This is a genomic window from Streptomyces sp. NPDC002104, from assembly GCF_053593795.1.
Map to the genome: position 1 here is coordinate 1 of NZ_JBSFDF010000085.1, position 17,907 is coordinate 17,907.

Below are 17,907 nucleotides of genomic sequence, written 5' to 3' on the forward strand. Positions count from 1 at the left end.
CCGGAACGGGCCGTCGCCCGGGCCAGGCCGGAACCCTCCCAGCCGGGGTCGATAGCCCTCCCGGCCAGGGTTGGCCCGCCCGGCCGGAACTCAAAAACCCCGGGGCCGGAGGCTGCGGAGTGCCAGGCCGGGGACGGGGGCGGGGTGGGGTGTTGGCCGGGACGTAAAGCGTGATTTGTGGCGCATCGGGAAGCCACAACTGTCGAAAGTCGGGCACAGGGCGCCTAAATCATGCAGTCCAGGCCGACACCCCACCCCGCCCCCGGCACCGGCCCCCACCCGCAGCCCGCCCGCGCCCCGGCCATCCTCAGCCCGCCGCCCCGCGCACCGGCCACCCCCAGCCCCGCCGGCGCGTGAGGCGCAGCGGCCCGGGGACTGGCCCCCGGACCCTTCCCTCCCCACCCATCCGCCCGTAGCCTGACGACCCGTCAGATCCATCGGGTCGTCAGGAGGCCGCACCATGTCGCCGCTACTGCTGCAGGGCAAGACCGTCATCGTCTCCGGCGTGGGCGCCGGTCTCGGCCACCAGGTCGCCGCCACCGTCGTCCGCGACGGCGGCAACGCCGTGCTCGGGGCACGGACCGAGGCCAACCTCGCGAAGTCCGCCGCCGAGATCGACCCCGACGGCACGCACACCGCGTACCTCCCCACCGACATCTCCGACGAGCGCCAGTGCGAAGCACTCGCCGCCCTCGCCCAGGAGCGCTTCGGCGGGGTCGACGCCGTCGTCCACGTCGCCGCCTGGGACTCGTACTTCGGCGGCCTCCAGGACGCCGACTTCGGCACCTGGCAGCAGATCCTCGACGTGAACCTGCTCGGCACCCTGCGCATGACCCGCGCCTGCCTGCCCGCCCTCAAGGCGGCCGGCGGCTCCGTCGTCATCATCGGCACGCAGTCCGCCATCGCCTCCCCCAACGAGGTGCAGCAGGCCGCCTACGCCGCCTCCAAGGGCGCGCTGACCTCCGCCATGTACTCCATGGCCCGCGAACTCGGCCCGCACCGCATCCGCGTGAACACCGTGCTCCCCGGCTGGATGTGGGGCCCCCCGGTCCAGGCCTTCGTGACGTTCACCGCGCACACCGAGGGCGTCCCCGAAGCCGAGGTCCACGCCCGCCTCACCGACCGCATGGCACTGCCCGACCTCGCCACCGACGGGGACGTCGCGGACGCCGCCGCCTTCCTCGCATCCGACCGCGCACGGGCGATAACCGGCCAGTCCCTGCTGGTCAACGCCGGGGAGCTGATGCGATGAGCCCCTCCGTGCCCGTGCGAGCGGATCGTATGCTCGGGCCATGACCACTCCGAGTGACGCTCCGACCGAGAACTCGATGCGCCGCGCGCTCCGCCGCGCCCGCGACGGCGTCGCGCTCGACGCGACCGAGGCGGCCGTACTCCTGCAGGCGCGCGGCGAGGACCTGAAGGACCTCGCCGCCTCCGCCGCCCGCGTACGGGACTCCGGACTCGAAGCCGCCGGCCGGCCCGGCGTCATCACGTACTCGCGCAAGGTGTTCATCCCCCTCACCCGGCTGTGTCGGGACAAGTGCCACTACTGCACCTTCGTCACGGTCCCCGGCAAGCTCCGCCGCGAGGGCCACGGAATGTACCTGTCCCCCGACGAGGTCCTCGACATAGCCCGCAAGGGCGCGGCCATGGGCTGCAAGGAAGCACTGTTCACGCTCGGCGACCGGCCCGAGGACCGCTGGCCGGAGGCCCGCGAGTGGCTCGACGCGCACGGCTACGACGACACCCTCGCCTACGTGCGCGCCATGGCCATCCGCGTCCTGGAGGAGACCGGGCTCCTCCCCCACCTCAACCCCGGCGTGCTGTCCTGGTCGGACCTCCAGCGCCTCAAGCCCGTCGCCCCGTCCATGGGGATGATGCTGGAGACCACCGCCACCCGGCTGTGGTCCGAGCCCGGCGGCCCCCACTACGGCTCCCCCGACAAGGACCCGGCCGTGCGGCTGCGCGTCCTGGAGGACGCGGGCCGCTCCAACGTCCCCTTCACCACCGGGGTGCTGATCGGCATCGGCGAGTCCTACGAGGAGCGCGCGGACGCCTTCTTCGAGCTGCGCCGCATCCAGCGCAGCTACCACGGCATCCAGGAAGTCATCGTCCAGAACTTCCGGGCCAAGCCCGACACCGCCATGCGCGGCATGCCCGACGCGGAGCTGGAGGAGCTCGCGGCGGCCATCGCCGTGGCCCGTCACATCCTGGGCCCCAGCGCCCGCATCCAGGCCCCGCCGAACCTGGTGGACTCCGAGTACGCGCTGCTCATCGGCGCCGGCATCGACGACTGGGGCGGGGTCTCCCCGCTCACCCCCGACCACGTGAACCCCGAGCGCCCCTGGCCGCACATCGAGGAGCTCGCCGAACGCACCGCGGCCGCCGGCTTCGAGCTCCGCGAACGCCTCACCATCTACCCGGAGTTCCTCCAGCGCGGCGAGCCGTGGCTCGACCCGCGCCTCCTGCCCCACGTCCGCGCGCTGGCCGACGCGGAGAGCGGGCTCGCGGACGAGTCCGCGACCGTCGAGGGCCGGCCGTGGCAGGAACCGGACGAGGGCTTCACCGCCTACGGCCGCACCGACCTGCACACCACCATCGACACGCAGGGCCGTACCGGCGACCGCCGCGACGACTTCGACGAGGTCTACGGCGACTGGGAGGCCCTGCGCGAGGCCGCGGCCCCCGGGATGGTCCCCGAGCGCATCGACACCGACGTACGGGGTGCGCTCGCGCAGGCCGCCGACGACCCGACGCGGCTCACCGACGCGCAGGCGCTCGCTCTGCTGCACGCGGACGGCCCGGCGCTGGACGCCCTGTGCCGGATCGCGGACGACCTGCGGAAATCGGTGGTCGGCGAGGACGTCACGTACATCGTCACGCGCAACATCAACTTCACCAACGTCTGCTACACCGGCTGCCGCTTCTGTGCCTTCGCGCAGCGCCGCACGGACGCGGACGCGTACACCCTCTCCCTCGACCAGGTCGCCGACCGGGCCGCGCAGGCGTGGGACGTGGGCGCGGTCGAGGTGTGCATGCAGGGCGGGATCCACCCGGACCTGCCCGGGACGGCCTACTTCGACATCGCGCGGGCGGTCAAGGCGCGCGTCCCCGGCATGCACGTGCACGCCTTCTCCCCGATGGAGGTCGTCAACGGCGCGACGCGCACGGGGATGTCGGTACGGGACTGGCTGACCGCGGCCAAGGAGGCCGGCCTCGACTCCATCCCCGGTACGGCGGCCGAGATCCTGGACGACGAGGTCCGCTGGGTCCTCACCAAGGGCAAGCTGCCGACGGCGGACTGGATCGATGTGGTCTCCACCGCCCACGAGCTGGGTATCCGCTCCTCCTCCACGATGATGTACGGCCACGTGGACCAGCCCCGCCACTGGCTGGGCCACTTCCGCACGCTGGCGCGCATGCAGCAGGAGGCACGGGCCAAGGGGGTGGAGGGCTTCACGGAGTTCGTGACGCTGCCCTTCATCCACACCAACGCCCCCGTCTACCTGGCGGGCATCGCCCGCCCCGGCCCGACGGTGCGCGACAACCGCGCGGTGACGGCGATGGCCCGCATCCTGCTCCACCCGCACATCACCAACATCCAGACCAGCTGGGTGAAGCTGGGCTCGGAGGGCGCGGCCGAGATGCTCCGCTCGGGCGCCAACGACCTGGGCGGCACCCTGATGGAGGAGACCATCTCCCGGATGGCGGGCTCCAGTTACGGCTCGTACAAGTCCGTCCAGGACCTGATCGCCGTCGCCGAGGCGGCCGGCCGGCCCGCGAAGGCCCGTACGACCCTCTACGGCGAGGTCCCGGAGGAACGCCAGGCCGCGGCCCGCGCCTCGGACGGCCACCTGCCGGAGCTGCTGCCGGTCCTGGACTGACGCGGCCCCGGACACGGACCAGGATGCGCGAGAGCCCGGCCGGGGTGCACCCCGGCCGGGCTCGGCCCCGCTGGTGGGGATCTCAGCCCACCAGCAGGTCGTCCTTCAGTTCCTTCAGCTCGCGGGAGTCGATGCCGAGCCCGTTCTTGAGGTAGCGGTCGAAGCTGCCGTACTTCGCGGTGACCTCGTCGTACCCGGCGTTGAGGTACTCGGCGCGGACGTCGAGCATCGGCTTGTACACGGCGGCCTGGGCGGGCGGCAGGTGCGAGAGGATCGCGTCGTTGGCGGCCTTGCGGTAGTCGTTGCTGGCCAGGTAGTCGGCCATCACGGTCTCGCTCGGCACGCCGAGGGCGGTCAGCAGGGAGGCGTTCGCCCAGCCCGTACGGTCCTTGCCGGCGGTGCAGTGGAACAGGACGGAGCGGTTGCGGTCGCGCTCGATGCCCTCGAACACCTGGGTGTAGGCCTTCTTGCCGCCGTCCCCGCTGACCATGGCCTTCTCGGCGTCGACCATGGCGGTGACGGCCTCTTCGGGGGTCCGGGGCATGGCCTGGAAGGAGCCCGAGCCAGCGAAGACGTCGGCGACGACGTAGTTCGCGCCGGCCGGGACCCGGTCCGCGTCCTTGGTGCGCTCGCTCTCCATGCGGAGGTCGAAGACCGTCTTCACGCGCAGCCGCTGGAGCTTGGCGAGGTCGTTGTCGGTGAGCTTGTTCAGGGCGTCGGAGCGGTAGATCTCGCCCATCTTGACCCACTGGCCGGTGGTGGTGCGGTAGCCGCCCGCGTCACGGAAGTTGGCGGTGCCCTCCAGCTTGACGAGCCGGTCGGCCAGCCGCAGGCCCTCACCGCGCTCGGGCTCGAAGTCGAACCACTGCCGGTCGGCGGCGGGCAGCCCCCCGACCACGGCCTCACCCTGGGCACCGCCCCGGGCGACGACCTTGCCGTTCGCCTTGATCTCCACGCGCTTGGTGCCCTTGGCGTTCCACTTCAGGGTGTACGCCCCGTCGGCACCGGCGGTGACGGTGGCCTCGGTGAAGGGGATGGAGGAGTGGCCGTGGTGACCACCCCAGGAAAAGTCCCACCCGTGGGCGGAGGCGGCGGGGGCCGCGACGATGGCGACGGTGAACGTGGAGGCGACGACGGTCGCGGCGAGCAGTGCCTTCTTCATGACCCCGAGACTCTTGGGCTCCGAATAACGCAGTGTGAACTCTGCATGGCCGAAATCGGCCGGGTGCGCGTCTACTGTCAAAACGTGCCACTCGCCTGGCCGGCGGGGGGAACGGGGTGGGCCGGGGGCCGCCCTGGGGGTGCCGCCAGGGCACCCCCCGAGACGCGTGTCCGGGGTCGCCGGCCCGGCGCCCGTGCTGTGCCGGCGCATGGGTGCCGCCGTGAGGCATCGTGGTGTGCCCGGCGCTGCCGGTCGCCCGGCGTGGGCGGGTGCGGGTGGGTTGGCCCTGCGGGGCGAGGTCCCCTACCCGCCCTTCCACCGTTCCCCGGGCTGCGCCCGGACCCCGTTTGTCGCGTGCGGCGCCGTTCCCGGGGGCCAGCCCCCGGACCCCCGCTCCTCAAACGCCGGAGGGCTGAACACATCCAGCCTCGCCGGCGTTTGAGGCGCGGGTCAGGGCGGAGCCCTGGGAACGGTGGAAGGGCGGGTAGGGGACCCCAGCCCCGCAGGGCACACCCAGCCGCGCACGGCCAGCGGGCACCCGCCGGGACGGCGGGGGCGGCAGCCCCGGCCGGGCGCCGCCGGACGGAGTTCGGGGCAGCGGGGCGAAGCCCGGGAAGCGCGCCCGCGCGGAGCGGCGCGAGCTCCGCGTCAAGAAGGGGCACCGGCGGAAATCAGCCGTTCCGGGCTCGCATACCGCCCGCGCGACCGACTAGTTCCGGACCCGATCGGTACTGTCCACTACAGTGCCCGCCAGAGCACGCGCGTGCAGTCCGGGGGGATCACAATGGACACGGCGACGGAACCGTCCGGGGAGCAGCAGAGCAGGCCCGGGGCCACCCAGCCCCTCCAGCCGGCCCCCGCACCCACCGGCGGAGCCACCCGCGGAGCCACCGGCCTCGGCCCCGCCACGGGCCCCGCCGCCGGTGCCACGCTGGGCGGCCGCGCCGCCGTCACCACCGGCCTGTGGGGCCGCACCGAGCAGCAGGACTTCCGTAGCCGCGTCCGGGGCACCCTCCTCGGCTCGGCCATCGGCGACGCCCTCGGCGCGGCCGTCGCCCCCCTCTCCCTCCCCGAACTCCTCGAAGCCCACGGCCCGGAGGGCCTGACCGAGCCGGCCCCCCGCGCCCGGGTCACCGCCGCCACCCAGCTCGGCCTCTTCACCGTGGACGGCCTGATACGGGCCCACGTGCGCCGGGACACCGGCGCCTGGCACCCGCCGACGGACGTGCACCGTGCCTACCTCCGCTGGGCCCTGACCCAGAGCGACTGGGGCCCCGACGAGCGCCGCGAGGACAACGGCTGGCTCGCGCAGGAGGAATGGCTCTACGCCCGCCGCTCCCCCGCCCGTTCCTCCCTGACCGGCTTCGCCGACGGAGTCCTCGGCACGCTCGCCCAGCCGAAGAACCCGACGGCCCTGGACCCGGCCGCGGCCACCCGTTCCGCCCCCTTCGGGCTGCTGGTCGGCTGGGAGCCCACCCTGGTGCTCCAACTCGCCGTCGAGTGCGCCGTACAGAGCCACGGACACCCCACGGCGTACCTCGCGGCCGGCGCCCACGCCGTCATCGTGCACGGGCTGACCCGCGGCGAGTCCCTCGACTCCGCCGTCCAGCGCGCGCTGGGCCTGCTCGGCGTCCGCCCCGGCCACCAGCCCGTCACCGACGCCCTGCAGCGCGCGCTCGCCGCCGTCACCACGGGCGCCCCCTCACCGCAGACGGTCGAGGCATTGTCTCCCGGGTCCCCCGCGTCCCCCGGGCCCCACGCGTCCCCCGGATCCCCAGGGTCCCCCGGCCAGGGCCGCTCCGCCGAGGAGGTGCTCGCCATCGCCGTCTACTGCGCCCTCGTCGCCGAGAACGTGGCGCACGGCCTGCGCCTCGCCGTGAACCACGGCGGCGACTCCGCGGCCACGGGCGCCCTGTGCGGCTCCCTGCTGGGCGCCCAGCACGGCGAAACGGCCCTCCCGGCGGCCTGGCTCGCCGGACTCGAAGGCCGGGCCACGGTCCTGGAACTCGCCGACGACTTCGCCCTGGAGATGACCCAGGGCCCCGCCCTCCACGGCCCGACGGCCACCTCCACGGCCTGGCTGGCGCGGTACCCGCGGGGGTGAGGGGCTGGAGAGCCTGCGGGCTCGGGCCGCCCCCGTGACCCCGCCATCAGTGACCACCGACACGGCCGTGGCCGACGCACGCCCCTGCCCTCCGCACGCGCGAAGCCGTACTTTGGCCCTCCCCACACCACGGACCACGGACCACGGAACACCACGGAGGTGTCAGCGCACATGCGGATCGCCACGACCGTCTTCCTGACCGACCGCACCATCGCTCCCGTCCGCCTCGCCCGCGCCCTGGAGGAACGCGGCTTCTCCGGCCTCTACCTCCCCGAGCACACCCACATCCCGGTCAGCCGCGTCACCCCGGCCCCCATGGGCGGCGAGCTCCCGGAGATGTACGGCCGCACCCTCGACCCCTTCGTCGCCCTCGGCCAGGCCTCCGCCGTCACCGAGCGGCTCCACCTCGGCACCGGCATCACCCTCGTCGCCCAGCACGACCCCATCGACCTCGCGAAGCAGGTCGCCACGCTGGACCACCTGTCCGGCGGCCGTGTCACCCTCGGCATCGGCTACGGCTGGAACGTGGAAGAGGCCGCCGACCACGGAGTCGAGTGGCGCACCCGCCGCGAACTGGTCCGCGACCGGATGGCCCTGATGCGGTCCCTGTGGTCCCCGGACCCCACGGCGTACGTGGGCCAGTTCTCCTCCGTCCAGGCCAGCTCGGCCCACCCCAAGCCGGTGCAGCCCCCGCGCGAACTCGCCCCGGGCGCCCCGCTGTACGGCCCCCGCACCCTGATCGGCGGCCAGGCGGGCCCGAAGCTCTTCGCAGCCATCGCCGACCACAGCGACGGCTGGCTCCCGATCGGCGGCGGCGGCCTCACGGAGTCCCTGCCGGCCCTGCGCCAGGTCTGGGAGGCCGCGGGGCGCGACCCCAAGTCCCTCCAGGTGGTCCCGTACGCCGTCCAGCCCACGCCCGGGAAGATGTCCCACTACGCAGACCTGGGCATCGAGGAGGTCGTCCTCCAGCTCCCCTCGGAGGGCGAGGCGCAGATCCTGCGGGTCCTGGACGGGTTCGCGCAGTACCTGTGACCACGCCTTCGGCCCCGTAGGGTCAGTCCGTCTCCTCCCCTACGGAGTCCCGGGCCACGGCGTACGCAAGGGTCTCCCGGAGCGAGCCATCGGCCTCGTTGTGGGCCGGGCGGCCTCCGCCAGGGCTTCGTCGCCCAGGTCGATCACCGTGCGCGACATGGCGGCCTCCAGGGGCGTATGGCCTATGACGAGTCCACGAGTCCACGAGCCCCAAAGGAGATCACCGGAGCCGCAGCTCCGCCCAGACCGTCTTCCCGACCAGCCGGTCCCTGGCCCCCCAGTCGGCGGCGACGGCCTCGACGATGCGCATGCCGTAGCCGGCCTCGGACGTGTGCGTGTGCGTGTGCGCGTGCGGCCTGAGGGCCGGGCGGCGGTCCCGGCGGGCGTCGGACACCTCGATGCGGAGGATCCCGGGGGACGGTGCGTCGGGGAGCGGGCCCTCCGGGAGCAGGTGGAGGTGGAGTTCGAAGTCCCGCCCCGGGATCCGCCCGTGGGTCACCGCGTTGGCGGTCAGCTCGGCGATGAGGAGACCGGCGTCCTCGGAGAGCCTGGTGCGGTCGGGGATGCCCCAGTCGTGCAGCTCGACCAGAGCCAGCTGCCGGGCGAGGCGGGCGCCGCGCGGGGTGGAACTGAAACGCTGAGTGAACGTGCGTGCGAAGGTTCGGGGGGCTCCCGAGGGTGCGTTCATGGGAGCAAAGTCCCGTGTGGGGTGGGGTGTTCCCCAGCAAGCGGACCGCTACTTTTCGTTTGTACGAGTTCACGCTCTGGACAGTCTCGGTCACTGAACGTGAACATGTTGCCGGGGAGGTGACCTCCATGGTGAGTGTCGATGACAGCGGTGACGGCGGGGACAACGAGGTCGAGCCGGACGCCGACCTGCGCAGCTTCGGCCAGACGGTCAAGGCGTTCAGGAAGCGTGCCGGGCTGACCCAGGAGCAACTGCATCCTCTGATCAGGTACTCGGTGCAGTACATCGGGTCGGTGGAGCAGGGCCGACGGCATCCCTCCACGAGGTTCGTGGACCGGGTGGAGGAGGCACTGGACGCCTTCGGCGTCATCCGCATCGCAGCCAACCAGTTGACCCGGAGGCGGGGACTGGCGAAGTGGTTCCGGCGGTGGGCGGAGTTGGAGGAAGGGGCGGTGACGCTGAACACGTACGAGTCCCGCTCGGTTCCCGGCCTGCTACAGCCCGAGTCCTATGCCCGTGCGTTGATCGCCGCAGTACTGCCGCTGCCCACGGCAGGTGAGACCGAAGCCCGCATCGTGGCACGGCTGAAACGGCAGAGGGTGCTGCACCGCACGCCGTACACGATCTTCAGCTTCATCCTCGACGAGGCGGTGATCGAGCGGCAGACAGGCGGACCGGAGGTGACCATCGAGCTGATCGACCACCTCCTCGCGTGCGCCCGACTACCCAACGTCGATCTGCAGATCATGCCTGGGGTCAGTCCGGAACATGCGGGACTGGGCGGTCCGTTCTGCCTCCTTGAGACGGAAGAAAACGACTGGCACGGCTACAGCGAGGGGCAGCAGACGGGACAGGTCATCTCGAACCCGAAAGACATCAGTCTCCTTCACCAGAGGTATGCCAAACTTCGCATCCAGGCCCTCAACCCCGGGGACAGCGTGGGCCTGTTGACGCGAATGCGAGGAACTCTGTGAACAGCTCCCGGTTGCGGTGGTTCAAGAGCAGTTACAGCAGCGGCGACGGAGACAACTGCGTAGAGGTCGCCCTCTCCTGGCACAAGTCCACGTACAGCGGCAGCCAGGGAGACGACTGCGTAGAGGTCGCCAGCTGCGCCGACTCCGTCCACGTCCGGGACTCGAAGCTGACGGCCAGCCCCGAGCTCGCGGTGTCCGGCCGGAGCTGGGCTGCGTTCGTGGACGGGGTCACGGAGGCCTGAGCTGCGGCCCTGTCCTTGGCTGCGTGAGGGTTCGGGGGGAGCCCGGCAGTCCAGTGTCCTTTCGGTGCGGGTCGGTCCCTCAAGGGCGCTCCTTCGTCGCGTCGCTTCGCGATGGCCTTCGGCCACCCTTGACCGACCGACCCACCCCGAAACGCCACAAGACTTCCGGGATCCCCCCGAGGAACGGCCGGGAGGGAGGAGAGGGAGGAGCGGCCTCGTCGGCCATGCGCAGCCCCCTCCGGCCAGTGGGCATCCACGCACCGCCCCGGCAGGACCGTGACCTCAGCCAGAACCTAGGGCGCGGGGCGGTCAGCGCATCCAGGGGCGGGCGGCTGGACATCCTTCCCGTGACGCCGGTATGCGCAACAGATCGCTACGCACTGCCGCTCGGCTCAGCGACTGCGGACCGGCTGTGGCTGATCCGGCCCGCTTCGGGAGTGGTGGTGGGCAGGATGGGGCCATGGAGCAGATGGTGAAGCGGCAGGAAGCGTCGGAGGCGGTTCAGGACTACGGGTGGCGGTTCCTGCTGGGTACGTTGCGGGCGTCGGTCCTGGTCGGGTCGTTGGCTCAGGCGGTCGGGTTCGCGGCGGACGCCGTCGCGGTGTGCGGGGATGATGCGGGCCGGCATCTTCGAGTCGATGTGCGGGCCGATCGGGCCGTGTTCACCCTGCAGACGTTGGAGCGTGGCTGGGTCACCGGGCGGGACGTCGAGCTCGCGCGTCTTATTTCTGTCGCCGCGGGCGAGGCCGGGCTGGTGACGGAGCCTGAGATCGGTGCGGGGGCGCCGCGGTCCGTGCAGGTGTTTGAGATCGCCATTGATGCGCTCGATATCGCTGGGATCCGGCCGTTCTGGAAGGCCGTGCTGGGTTATGCGGACGAGGCGGGCGCCGAGGGGGCGGAGGATCCGCTCGTCGATCCGGTGGGGCAGGGGCCGGCTGTGTGGTTCCAGCGGATGGATCGGGCGCGGCCGCAGCGCAATCGGATCCACTTCGATGTGTGTGTGCCGCACGACGAGGCGGCGCGGCGGATCGAGGGCGCGCTGGCGGCCGGGGGGCGGTTGCTTTCCGCTGACCGGGCGCCCGCGTTCTGGGTGCTCGCCGATCTGGAGGGGAACGAGGTCTGTGTCACTACCTGGCAGGGCCGGGACTGACGCTCAACGCTTCCAGTCCTGGGCCAGGAGGCCCAGGAGGACTTCGTCCAGGAACTCGCCCATCACCCAGGCCGAGGAGCGCAGTACGCCCTCGCGGACGAAGCCGTTGCGCTCGGCGGAGCGCAGCATCGGGGTGTTGTCCGCCAGGGTCTCGATCTGGAGGCGGTGCAGGCCGCGTACGACGAAGCCGTAGTGGCACAGGACCGCGACCACGTCGGTGCTGTAGCCCTTGCCCCGTGCGGACGGCAGGAGGCCGAGGCCGACGTGTGCGGAGCGGCTGTGGTTGTCGATGCCCCAGAGGGTTGCGGTACCGGCCAGTGCGCCGCTCTCGAGGTCCACCACGGAGAAGGGAACGTGCCCCTCTGCGGTGTCGTCGACCTGGAACGACAGGGCCTTCGAGCCGGCCATGAGCGGTCGCCACGGGTTCCCGGTGGCCCGGGAGGCGGTGGCCACGTCGTCGTGGAGACCGGCATGCAGGAGGGGGATGTCGTCCTCGTGCCGGGCCCTGAGCCCAACCTTGTTGCCTTTTAGCATGCACGCTTCCTATCCGACCGTGGCGGAAGGCAGCAACCGAATAGATCGCCCGAGCCGGGGAGGACGCCCCGGCTCGGGTTCTCAATGGCTCAGTACTGGTTCGGGTAGATGTGGTAGCCCGTACCGATCTTGGTACGGCCGCTCAGCTTGCCCGTGCCGTACGAGTCGTAGCGCCACAGGACGCCCGCGGAGTCGGTGGCGACGAGGTCGGCGCGGCCGTCTCCGGTGAGGTCACCGGTGACCACGAGCTGCTTGTAGACCTGGTAGCCCCAGCCCACGCGGACGCGCGGCTTGAAGGGGGCCTTGGGGACTCCCGTACCGGCGTACAGGTAGAGGTTGCCGGAGCCGTCGCGGGCCAGCAGGTCCGCGCGGCCGTCGCCCGTGAGGTCGCCGGCGCCGGTCAGCTTGTTGTAGACCCCCCAGCCGCCGCCGATCTTGATCTTGTTCATGGTGCCGCCGACCCCGTTGCCCTGGAACAGGTACAGGTTGCCGGACTTGTCGCGGCCCAGGAGGTCGCCCGTGCCGTCGTTGCTGAGGTCACCCGGGGCGGCCAGCGCGTTGTACGCGTTCCAGCCGAGGCCCTTGTAGTCGCCGTCGATGTAGAGGGCGCCGTTGGAACCCTGCTCCAGGATGGAGCTGCTGTTGCGGTTGGTGAACGAGGAACCCCAGGTGATGCTGGCACCCTTCCAGCCGCCCGTGTTGCTGATCTTCTGGCGGGCGCCGAGCGTTCCGTTGTTCTTGGAGTAGTACCACCACAGGGTGCCGCCGGCGTCGCGGCCGAGCAGGTCGTTGCGCCCGAAGTCGGGGTTGCCGCCCTGCTGGGCGTAGAGGGTGCCGACGTTCCAGCCGGTGCTGCTGGTGAGGCGCGGCTTGAAGGCGCCGTTGCCGTTGCCCTTGTAGACGTACGCCTGGCCGGAGACGGTGCGGGCGAGCAGGTCACCGTTGCCGTCGCCGTCGTAGTCGTCCAGGCCCACGATCTGGTTGTACGCGTTCCAGCCCGAGCCGATGGTGGCGCGGGGCTTGAACGGGGCGCTCGTCTTGCCGGTACCGAGGTAGGCGTAGAGAACGCCGGAGAAGTCACGGGCGACTAGGTCGGCGATGCCGTCGCGATTGATGTCGTTGGTGCCGACCAGCTGGTCGTAGGCCTGCCAGCCCGCGCCGACCTTGATGCGTGCCTTGAGGGGGGCGTTCGGGTTTCCGCTGCCGGGGTAGAGGTAGAGCGTGCCGTCCGGGGTACGGGCCAGCAGGTCGACCTTGCCGTCGCGGTTGATGTCGCCGGGGGCGAACACCTTGTTGTAGATGCCCCAGCCGCGGCCGGACCAGGTCCGGTTCTGCCCGCCGTCGATGAACTGGGTCCGGTAGAGGGCGAGCTCGCCGTCGGCCGTCAGGGTCAGAAGGTCGCTCTGGTAACCGCCGTCGACCTTGCCGAACGGGATGACGTCCTTGTAGTCGAGGTAGGCGCCGGCATCGCCCACCCCGTACTTGACGTGGTCGTTGGCCCCACCAAGGCTCACGTAGTAGTCGTCGCTGATCGCCTGGTAGAGCATGTCGGGGATGTTGTCGCCGTCGACGTCGAGGCGCGGGGCGAGGGTGGCGGCGCGCAGGCCGGCGGAGGCCGCCTTGCCCTTCCCGGCCAGCGGGCCGGGGTGGCCTTCCGCCTTCGGGGTCGGGAGGGTCACGGTGCCGTGGGACGGCCCGTCGGTGGCCGAGGCGGTGCCGGCCAGAACCATGCCGGCGGCGAGCACGATGGCGGTGCAGACCGCGAGGCGGCCGGGGCGCAGGTGGCGCGAGGAAATCAAGGTCCCCCCTGGGACATAAGTGCAGGTCGGGGGTCGGCGCGCGCAATGGGCGCTCGATGGACGCGAAGATGTCACCACGTCATCCCCCCGGATTCGTGGCTGCAGTGTACAGAGCGTCTGGCGGCCCTCCACCAGCCCCCCAGGGCGCCAGAATGACCCGCCCAACCCCCAAAGCGCTACATGTCATCCTCTCTCCCGTCTTGGCGCACGACCGTCACGGAAAGGGTGTCCAGACGCCCGTCCCTGGATGCGCTGACCGCCCCGCGCCCTAGGTTCCGGCTGAGGTCACGGTCCTGCCGGGGCGGTGTGTGGATGCCCACTGGCCGAAGGGGGCTGCGGAACTGTGACTGGGCCGCTCCTCCCCACGTCTCCCTCCCGGCCGTTCCCCGGGGGGATCCCGGAAGTCTTGTGGCGTTTCGGGGTGGGTCGGTCGGTCAAGGGTGGCCGAAGGCCATCGCGAAGCGACGCGACCGCAGGGAGCGCCCTTGAGGGACCGGCCCGCACCGAAAGGACACTGGACTGCCGGGCTCCCCCCGGACCCTGTCAAAGCCAAGGACCAACCCGCAGCCCATAGCCCCCCCCCACCCCCACCCACCCAAAAATCCCTTCCCCTCCCACCCCCCGTCCGGAACGATGCACAGCATGGTGTCCACTGACCGGCTGCTGGCGTTCGCCGCCATGTCGCTGCTGCTGATCCTCATCCCCGGGCCGAGCGTGCTCTTCGTCATCGGGCGGGCGTTGTCCCAGGGGTGGCGGGCCGCGCTGCTCACCGTGGCCGGGAACACGCTGGGGGCGTACGTCCTCGTCGTCGCCGTGGCCTTCGGGGTGGGGTCCGTCGTGGAGCGGTCCGTGCTCGTGTTCACGACGCTCAAGCTCGTGGGGGCCGCGTACCTCGTCTACCTGGGCGTCAAGGCCTTCCGGCAGCGGCGTTCGCTCCGTGCGGAGTTCGGGGCAAGCGCCGCCGAGTACGGGAACTGGCGGTCGCTGTGGGAAGGGTTCGCAGTCGGGGTGGCCAACCCGAAGACGATCGTGTTCTTCGCGGCCGTCCTGCCGCAGTTCGTGGACCGCGAGCAGGGTCACGTCACGGCCCAAATGCTGGTTCTCGGGCTCGTGTTCAACCTCATCGCCGTAGTCTGCGACAGCACCTGGGGCATGGTCGCCGCGACCGCCCGCAACTGGTTCTCGCGGTCCCCTCAGCGGCTCTCCGCCGTCGGCGGGGCCGGCGGGCTCGCGATGATCGGCCTGGGTGTGACCGTAGCCGCGACGGGGCGCAAGGACTGATCCGGAGCACGGCCCCGAGCACGGCCCCGAGCACGACCCGAAGACTCCCCAGGGGGAAGCATGCGCGTCCGCTTACTGCTCGTCTCGCTGCTCGTACCGGCCGTCGCCGCAGGCGCCGTCCTGCTCACCGGATGTGCGGGGGACCCCGAGGCCGCCGGACCGAAGACGAACGTGAGCTTCAAGCCCGCGCCGACCGTCACCGCCCCCGCCCCCACCCCCAGCAGCACGGGACCCGTGGACCCCGGCCCGGCCGTGATCCAGTGGTACGGGACCGGCGGCGAGAAGCTGCTCCACGAGCTGATCTTCGCGGCGCTGAGCGCCCAGGCCCAGCACAGGAACGGCAAGATCGTCATCGACCTGGGCCCCTTGTCCGCGCAGCTGGAGGAGGCACGGGGGTACACCGTCGCCTACATCCCCGAGCAGAAGACCCACGACGTCTGGACCGAGGCCCGCAAGCACCTCTCCGACGGCATGGGGACGGTGCTGAACGCGTCGCGGCTCGGCGTCTCGCCCGCGGACCAGGAGAAGGCCGCCGAGGCGGCGGACATCGGCTGGGCGGAGATCGGCGAGGGGATCAAGGGCCTCAAGGAGACCGACGACCGGCTCCGCGCACTGGGCTGCATGCCGACCAAGGACCCCTGGAAATAGCGCGGTTCGAACAGGCCGGATGATCTACTGAATCGACCGGTCGGGCAGGGAACACAGGGGGACACAACCATGGACACAGGTGCACACCTGGACGCGGAGGCGGACCCGCACACCCAGCGCCTCCTGGCCCTCCGCTTCGAGGAGCACCGCTCCCATCTCCGGGCCGTCGCCTACCGGATGCTCGGATCGCTCGGTGAGGCCGAGGACGCGGTCCAGGAGGCCTGGCTGCGGCTGAGCCGTACCGATGTCAGTGACGTGGAGAACCTCGGCGGCTGGCTGACGACGGTCGTGGCCCGGCTCTGCCTGAACGGGCTGCGCACCCGCCAGACCCGCCGGGAGGACTCCCTCGACGACCGGCTGGAGCGCACGGGCGGAGGCGGCGGCGCCCCCCGCATGCCCGACCCCGTCCTCACCCGCGAAGGCGGCGTGGTCGACCCCGAGCACGAGGTGCTGCTCGCCGATTCCGTCGGGCTCGCCCTCCTCGTGGTGCTCGAATCGCTCGCTCCGGCGGAGCGGCTGGCGTTCGTGCTGCACGACATGTTCTCGGTGCCCTTCGAAGAGATCGCCCTGATGCTCGACAAGACACCGGCGGCCACCCGGCAGCTCGCCAGCCGTGCGCGGCGCCGCGTCCAGGGGCAGGCGCCCGCGCCGGATCCGGATCTGGTCCGGCAGCGCGAGGCCGTCAGCGCGTTCTTCGCGGCCACCCGCGACGGGGACTTCGACGCGCTCCTCGCCCTGCTCCACCCCGACGTCGTCCTGCGTTCGGACGGCGGCACGGCGCGTGCCGGCCAGTCGGTGGTGCTCAGCGGCGCCCGGATCGTGGGCTCCCAGGCGGCCCTCTACGGCTCCCTCGCCCCGTTCGTCCGCCCGGTGCTCGTCAACGGGACCGCCGGCGCGCTGTGCGTGGTCGAGGGCCGGCTCATGTCGCTGCTGGCCTTCACCGTCACCGTCGACGCCGTCACCGGCGAAGGCCGGATCGCCGCGATCGACATCCTCACGGACCCGGACCGGCTGGACGCCATCGACCTCGGCCCCCTCCTCTGAACCCGCCCCTCAACGGAGGGCCCCGTACGCCCGCCCACCACCCCGCCCACCACCCGGCCCACCACCCGGCCCACCGGCCGAGCGCGGCGCTAGCGCCAGAACTGCGCCAGCGCCGCGTCCCTGAACGGCGCCGGGCTGACGCTCAGTTCCCCGGCGAAGGGCCGGTCGAGGGCCAGCACCAGCAGCAGGCTGAAGCCGATCAGCCCCGCCACGGCCGAGACGAACAGCAGCTGCATCTTCAGGCTCCGCAGCCCGAACAGGAAGGTGAGCGGGAGGATCACCAACGCACCTCCGTACACGAGCACCTGGAGCAGCGGCGGCAGTGAGGTCTCGGCCATCGTCACGCGCGCCCGGCGCTGCGCGGCCACGTCGTTGAGGCGGCCGACGGCCTCCCCGTAGAAGGTTTCGCTGCGGGGGCCGGCGGGCTCGTAGGCCTGGAGCGCGGTGTACAGGGCGTGCGTCTGGCCGGCGGTGGCCTCGTAGCTGGGGCGGCCCTCGCGCATGAGGGGCCACTGGATCTCGACGACGGCGTGGAGGTACTCCCCCACCGCCTTCTCCACGCGGGCGCGTTCGGCCGGCGGGAAGACCTCCGCGCTGCGGACGACCAGGGCGAGGTCGGTGGCCTCGGTGGCGACGATGGTCTGGGTGGTCTCCAGTTGCGTCCACAGGGTGACGACGACGAAGGCGAGGATGATGCCGTAGATCGCGCCGAACATCCCGAGGGCCACCCCGACCATCTCGTTGTGGTCGCCGTTCGCGAGGTGCGGGAAGCGGCGGCGGGCGGCCACGCTGCCGGCGATGGCGAGGGCGACGAAGCCTCCGACGAGGAGGAGGCCGAGGAAGAATGTGCTGAGGTGGTTGAGCAACCAGAGGATCATGTCCTGCCCAACGACCGCCCCGCCGTGAGGGACCGCCCCGAAATCAGCGCGAGCCGCCCTCCGCCGGCAGGCCCCGGCCGAGCGGAGTGAGGGCGTACTCGACCCGGCGCGCCGGGGTCTCGTACTCCGTGCGCGCCACGAAGTCTCCCGCAGCGGGACCTTGAGCTCCGAGAAGCGGCGGGGGCCGTCCTGGAGGCAGCGCAGGATCAGCGTGGCCCACGTGTCGCCGATGCGGAACGGCACCAGCGCCGAGGGGCAGACGGGGTCGACCATGTCGGGGTTGAGGGGCGGGAGCGTGAGCGGCGGACGTGGAGCGGCTCGCCGCCGGGCACGACGCGGCGGCCCCGACGGTGCACCGTACGCACGCGGGGGTGACGGAGTCCTGAGCGGCACCACCACGGGCCGCAGCCGCTGCTGCTACTCCAGCCCCGCCATCGGTCCGGACGGCACCCTCAACGGGGGCCTGAAGATGGGCGGCGACGTCAAC

The 17,907-nt window shown here is 71.8% G+C and carries 15 protein-coding genes and 2 pseudogenes; 11 read left to right on the top strand and 6 right to left on the bottom strand.

All coding sequences use genetic code 11. The features are described from left to right. The first annotated feature begins 460 nt into the window (after positions 1–460). Together ACWCP2_RS36645 and ACWCP2_RS36650 are read left to right on the top strand one after the other, a co-directional pair. Positions 461–1,252 carry an SDR family oxidoreductase gene (locus tag ACWCP2_RS36645; protein WP_450912862.1) on the top strand — a complete coding sequence of 264 codons (792 nt, stop codon included), beginning with the start codon at positions 461–463 and terminating at the stop codon, positions 1,250–1,252. 40 nt (positions 1,253–1,292) lie between these two features. After that, positions 1,293–3,884 carry a bifunctional FO biosynthesis protein CofGH gene (locus ACWCP2_RS36650; RefSeq protein WP_450912863.1) on the top strand — a complete coding sequence of 864 codons (2,592 nt, stop codon included), beginning with the start codon at positions 1,293–1,295 and terminating at the stop codon, positions 3,882–3,884. An 82-nt stretch (positions 3,885–3,966) separates the two neighbouring features. Here ACWCP2_RS36650 and ACWCP2_RS36655 read toward each other — a convergent pair whose 3' ends face one another. Further along, a complete protein-coding gene (locus tag ACWCP2_RS36655; protein ID WP_450912864.1) occupies positions 3,967–5,046 on the bottom strand; it encodes a tyrosine-protein phosphatase in 1,080 nt (359 codons plus the stop codon). A 784-nt stretch (positions 5,047–5,830) separates the two neighbouring features. Here ACWCP2_RS36655 and ACWCP2_RS36660 point away from each other — a divergent pair. Then, on the top strand, positions 5,831–7,150 hold the full coding sequence (locus ACWCP2_RS36660; RefSeq protein ID WP_450912865.1) for an ADP-ribosylglycohydrolase family protein: 1,320 nt from the start codon (positions 5,831–5,833) through the stop codon (positions 7,148–7,150). A 171-nt stretch (positions 7,151–7,321) separates the two neighbouring features. Further along, entirely contained in the window at positions 7,322–8,182 is an 861-nt protein-coding gene (locus ACWCP2_RS36665; protein ID WP_450912866.1) for a TIGR03619 family F420-dependent LLM class oxidoreductase, read from the top strand. Positions 8,183–8,402: 220 nt separating this feature from the next. Here the strand turns inward: ACWCP2_RS36665 and ACWCP2_RS36670 are convergent, their stop codons facing one another. Beyond that, positions 8,403–8,870, bottom strand: a complete 468-nt coding sequence (locus ACWCP2_RS36670) for an ATP-binding protein (protein WP_450912867.1) — start codon at positions 8,868–8,870, stop codon at positions 8,403–8,405. A 128-nt stretch (positions 8,871–8,998) separates the two neighbouring features. On the opposite strand from ACWCP2_RS36670, the gene ACWCP2_RS36675 reads away from it, so the two are divergent. The 3 genes from ACWCP2_RS36675 to ACWCP2_RS36685 all read left to right on the top strand — a co-directional run bounded on the left by ACWCP2_RS36675 (position 8,999) and on the right by ACWCP2_RS36685 (position 11,236). Further along, positions 8,999–9,844 carry a helix-turn-helix domain-containing protein gene (locus tag ACWCP2_RS36675; RefSeq protein ID WP_450912868.1) on the top strand — a complete coding sequence of 282 codons (846 nt, stop codon included), beginning with the start codon at positions 8,999–9,001 and terminating at the stop codon, positions 9,842–9,844. Then, positions 9,841–10,086 (top strand): DUF397 domain-containing protein, encoded by a 246-nt coding sequence (locus ACWCP2_RS36680; protein WP_450912869.1) that lies wholly within the window; start codon positions 9,841–9,843, stop codon positions 10,084–10,086. The genes ACWCP2_RS36675 and ACWCP2_RS36680 overlap by 4 nt, the downstream gene beginning before the upstream one ends. 460 nt (positions 10,087–10,546) lie before the next feature. Continuing rightward, positions 10,547–11,236: a VOC family protein gene (locus ACWCP2_RS36685; protein ID WP_450912870.1), complete on the top strand. Its 690-nt coding sequence runs from the start codon at positions 10,547–10,549 to the stop codon at positions 11,234–11,236. Positions 11,237–11,239: 3 nt separating this feature from the next. On the opposite strand, the gene ACWCP2_RS36690 is transcribed toward ACWCP2_RS36685, so the two are convergent. Then, the gene (locus ACWCP2_RS36690) at positions 11,240–11,770 is read right to left on the bottom strand and encodes a GNAT family N-acetyltransferase (RefSeq protein ID WP_450912871.1); all 531 of its coding nucleotides are present in this window, start codon (positions 11,768–11,770) and stop codon (positions 11,240–11,242) included. An 89-nt stretch (positions 11,771–11,859) separates the two neighbouring features. Continuing rightward, positions 11,860–13,569, bottom strand: coding sequence for an FG-GAP repeat domain-containing protein (locus ACWCP2_RS36695; RefSeq protein ID WP_450912872.1), 1,710 nt, complete (start codon positions 13,567–13,569; stop codon positions 11,860–11,862). Positions 13,570–14,211: 642 nt separating this feature from the next. Between ACWCP2_RS36695 and ACWCP2_RS36700 the strand changes: the two genes are divergently transcribed. From ACWCP2_RS36700 to ACWCP2_RS36710, 3 genes are all read left to right on the top strand, one after another. Beyond that, the gene (locus ACWCP2_RS36700; RefSeq protein WP_450912873.1) at positions 14,212–14,850 is read left to right on the top strand and encodes a LysE family translocator; all 639 of its coding nucleotides are present in this window, start codon (positions 14,212–14,214) and stop codon (positions 14,848–14,850) included. Between the two features lie 60 nt (positions 14,851–14,910). Beyond that, a complete protein-coding gene (locus ACWCP2_RS36705) occupies positions 14,911–15,498 on the top strand; it encodes a hypothetical protein (RefSeq protein WP_450912874.1) in 588 nt (195 codons plus the stop codon). A gap of 69 nt (positions 15,499–15,567) precedes the next feature. Continuing rightward, positions 15,568–16,542 (top strand): sigma-70 family RNA polymerase sigma factor, encoded by a 975-nt coding sequence (locus tag ACWCP2_RS36710; RefSeq protein WP_450912875.1) that lies wholly within the window; start codon positions 15,568–15,570, stop codon positions 16,540–16,542. A gap of 89 nt (positions 16,543–16,631) precedes the next feature. Here the strand turns inward: ACWCP2_RS36710 and ACWCP2_RS36715 are convergent, their stop codons facing one another. Both ACWCP2_RS36715 and ACWCP2_RS36720 read right to left on the bottom strand, forming a co-directional pair. Beyond that, positions 16,632–17,420: a bestrophin-like domain gene (locus ACWCP2_RS36715; RefSeq protein WP_450912876.1), complete on the bottom strand. Its 789-nt coding sequence runs from the start codon at positions 17,418–17,420 to the stop codon at positions 16,632–16,634. A 67-nt stretch (positions 17,421–17,487) separates the two neighbouring features. After that, a pseudogene (locus ACWCP2_RS36720) lies at positions 17,488–17,693 on the bottom strand (winged helix-turn-helix transcriptional regulator); the annotation flags it as partial. Between the two features lie 22 nt (positions 17,694–17,715). Here ACWCP2_RS36720 and ACWCP2_RS36725 point away from each other — a divergent pair. Further along, positions 17,716–17,907: pseudogene (locus ACWCP2_RS36725) on the top strand (hypothetical protein); the annotation flags it as partial.

Excerpts from the sequence above, each read along its gene's own strand:
- ACWCP2_RS36645 (WP_450912862.1), top strand. The coding sequence starts at position 461 with ATGTCGCCGCTACTGCTGCAGGGCAAGACCGTCATCGTCTCCGGCGTG.
- ACWCP2_RS36650 (WP_450912863.1), top strand. The coding sequence starts at position 1,293 with ATGACCACTCCGAGTGACGCTCCGACCGAGAACTCGATGCGCCGCGCG.
- ACWCP2_RS36655 (WP_450912864.1), bottom strand. The coding sequence starts at position 5,046 with ATGAAGAAGGCACTGCTCGCCGCGACCGTCGTCGCCTCCACGTTCACC.
- ACWCP2_RS36660 (WP_450912865.1), top strand. The coding sequence starts at position 5,831 with ATGGACACGGCGACGGAACCGTCCGGGGAGCAGCAGAGCAGGCCCGGG.
- ACWCP2_RS36665 (WP_450912866.1), top strand. The coding sequence starts at position 7,322 with ATGCGGATCGCCACGACCGTCTTCCTGACCGACCGCACCATCGCTCCC.
- ACWCP2_RS36670 (WP_450912867.1), bottom strand. The coding sequence starts at position 8,870 with ATGAACGCACCCTCGGGAGCCCCCCGAACCTTCGCACGCACGTTCACT.
- ACWCP2_RS36675 (WP_450912868.1), top strand. The coding sequence starts at position 8,999 with ATGGTGAGTGTCGATGACAGCGGTGACGGCGGGGACAACGAGGTCGAG.
- ACWCP2_RS36685 (WP_450912870.1), top strand. The coding sequence starts at position 10,547 with ATGGAGCAGATGGTGAAGCGGCAGGAAGCGTCGGAGGCGGTTCAGGAC.
- ACWCP2_RS36690 (WP_450912871.1), bottom strand. The coding sequence starts at position 11,770 with ATGCTAAAAGGCAACAAGGTTGGGCTCAGGGCCCGGCACGAGGACGAC.
- ACWCP2_RS36700 (WP_450912873.1), top strand. The coding sequence starts at position 14,212 with ATGGTGTCCACTGACCGGCTGCTGGCGTTCGCCGCCATGTCGCTGCTG.
- ACWCP2_RS36705 (WP_450912874.1), top strand. The coding sequence starts at position 14,911 with ATGCGCGTCCGCTTACTGCTCGTCTCGCTGCTCGTACCGGCCGTCGCC.
- ACWCP2_RS36710 (WP_450912875.1), top strand. The coding sequence starts at position 15,568 with ATGGACACAGGTGCACACCTGGACGCGGAGGCGGACCCGCACACCCAG.
- ACWCP2_RS36715 (WP_450912876.1), bottom strand. The coding sequence starts at position 17,420 with ATGATCCTCTGGTTGCTCAACCACCTCAGCACATTCTTCCTCGGCCTC.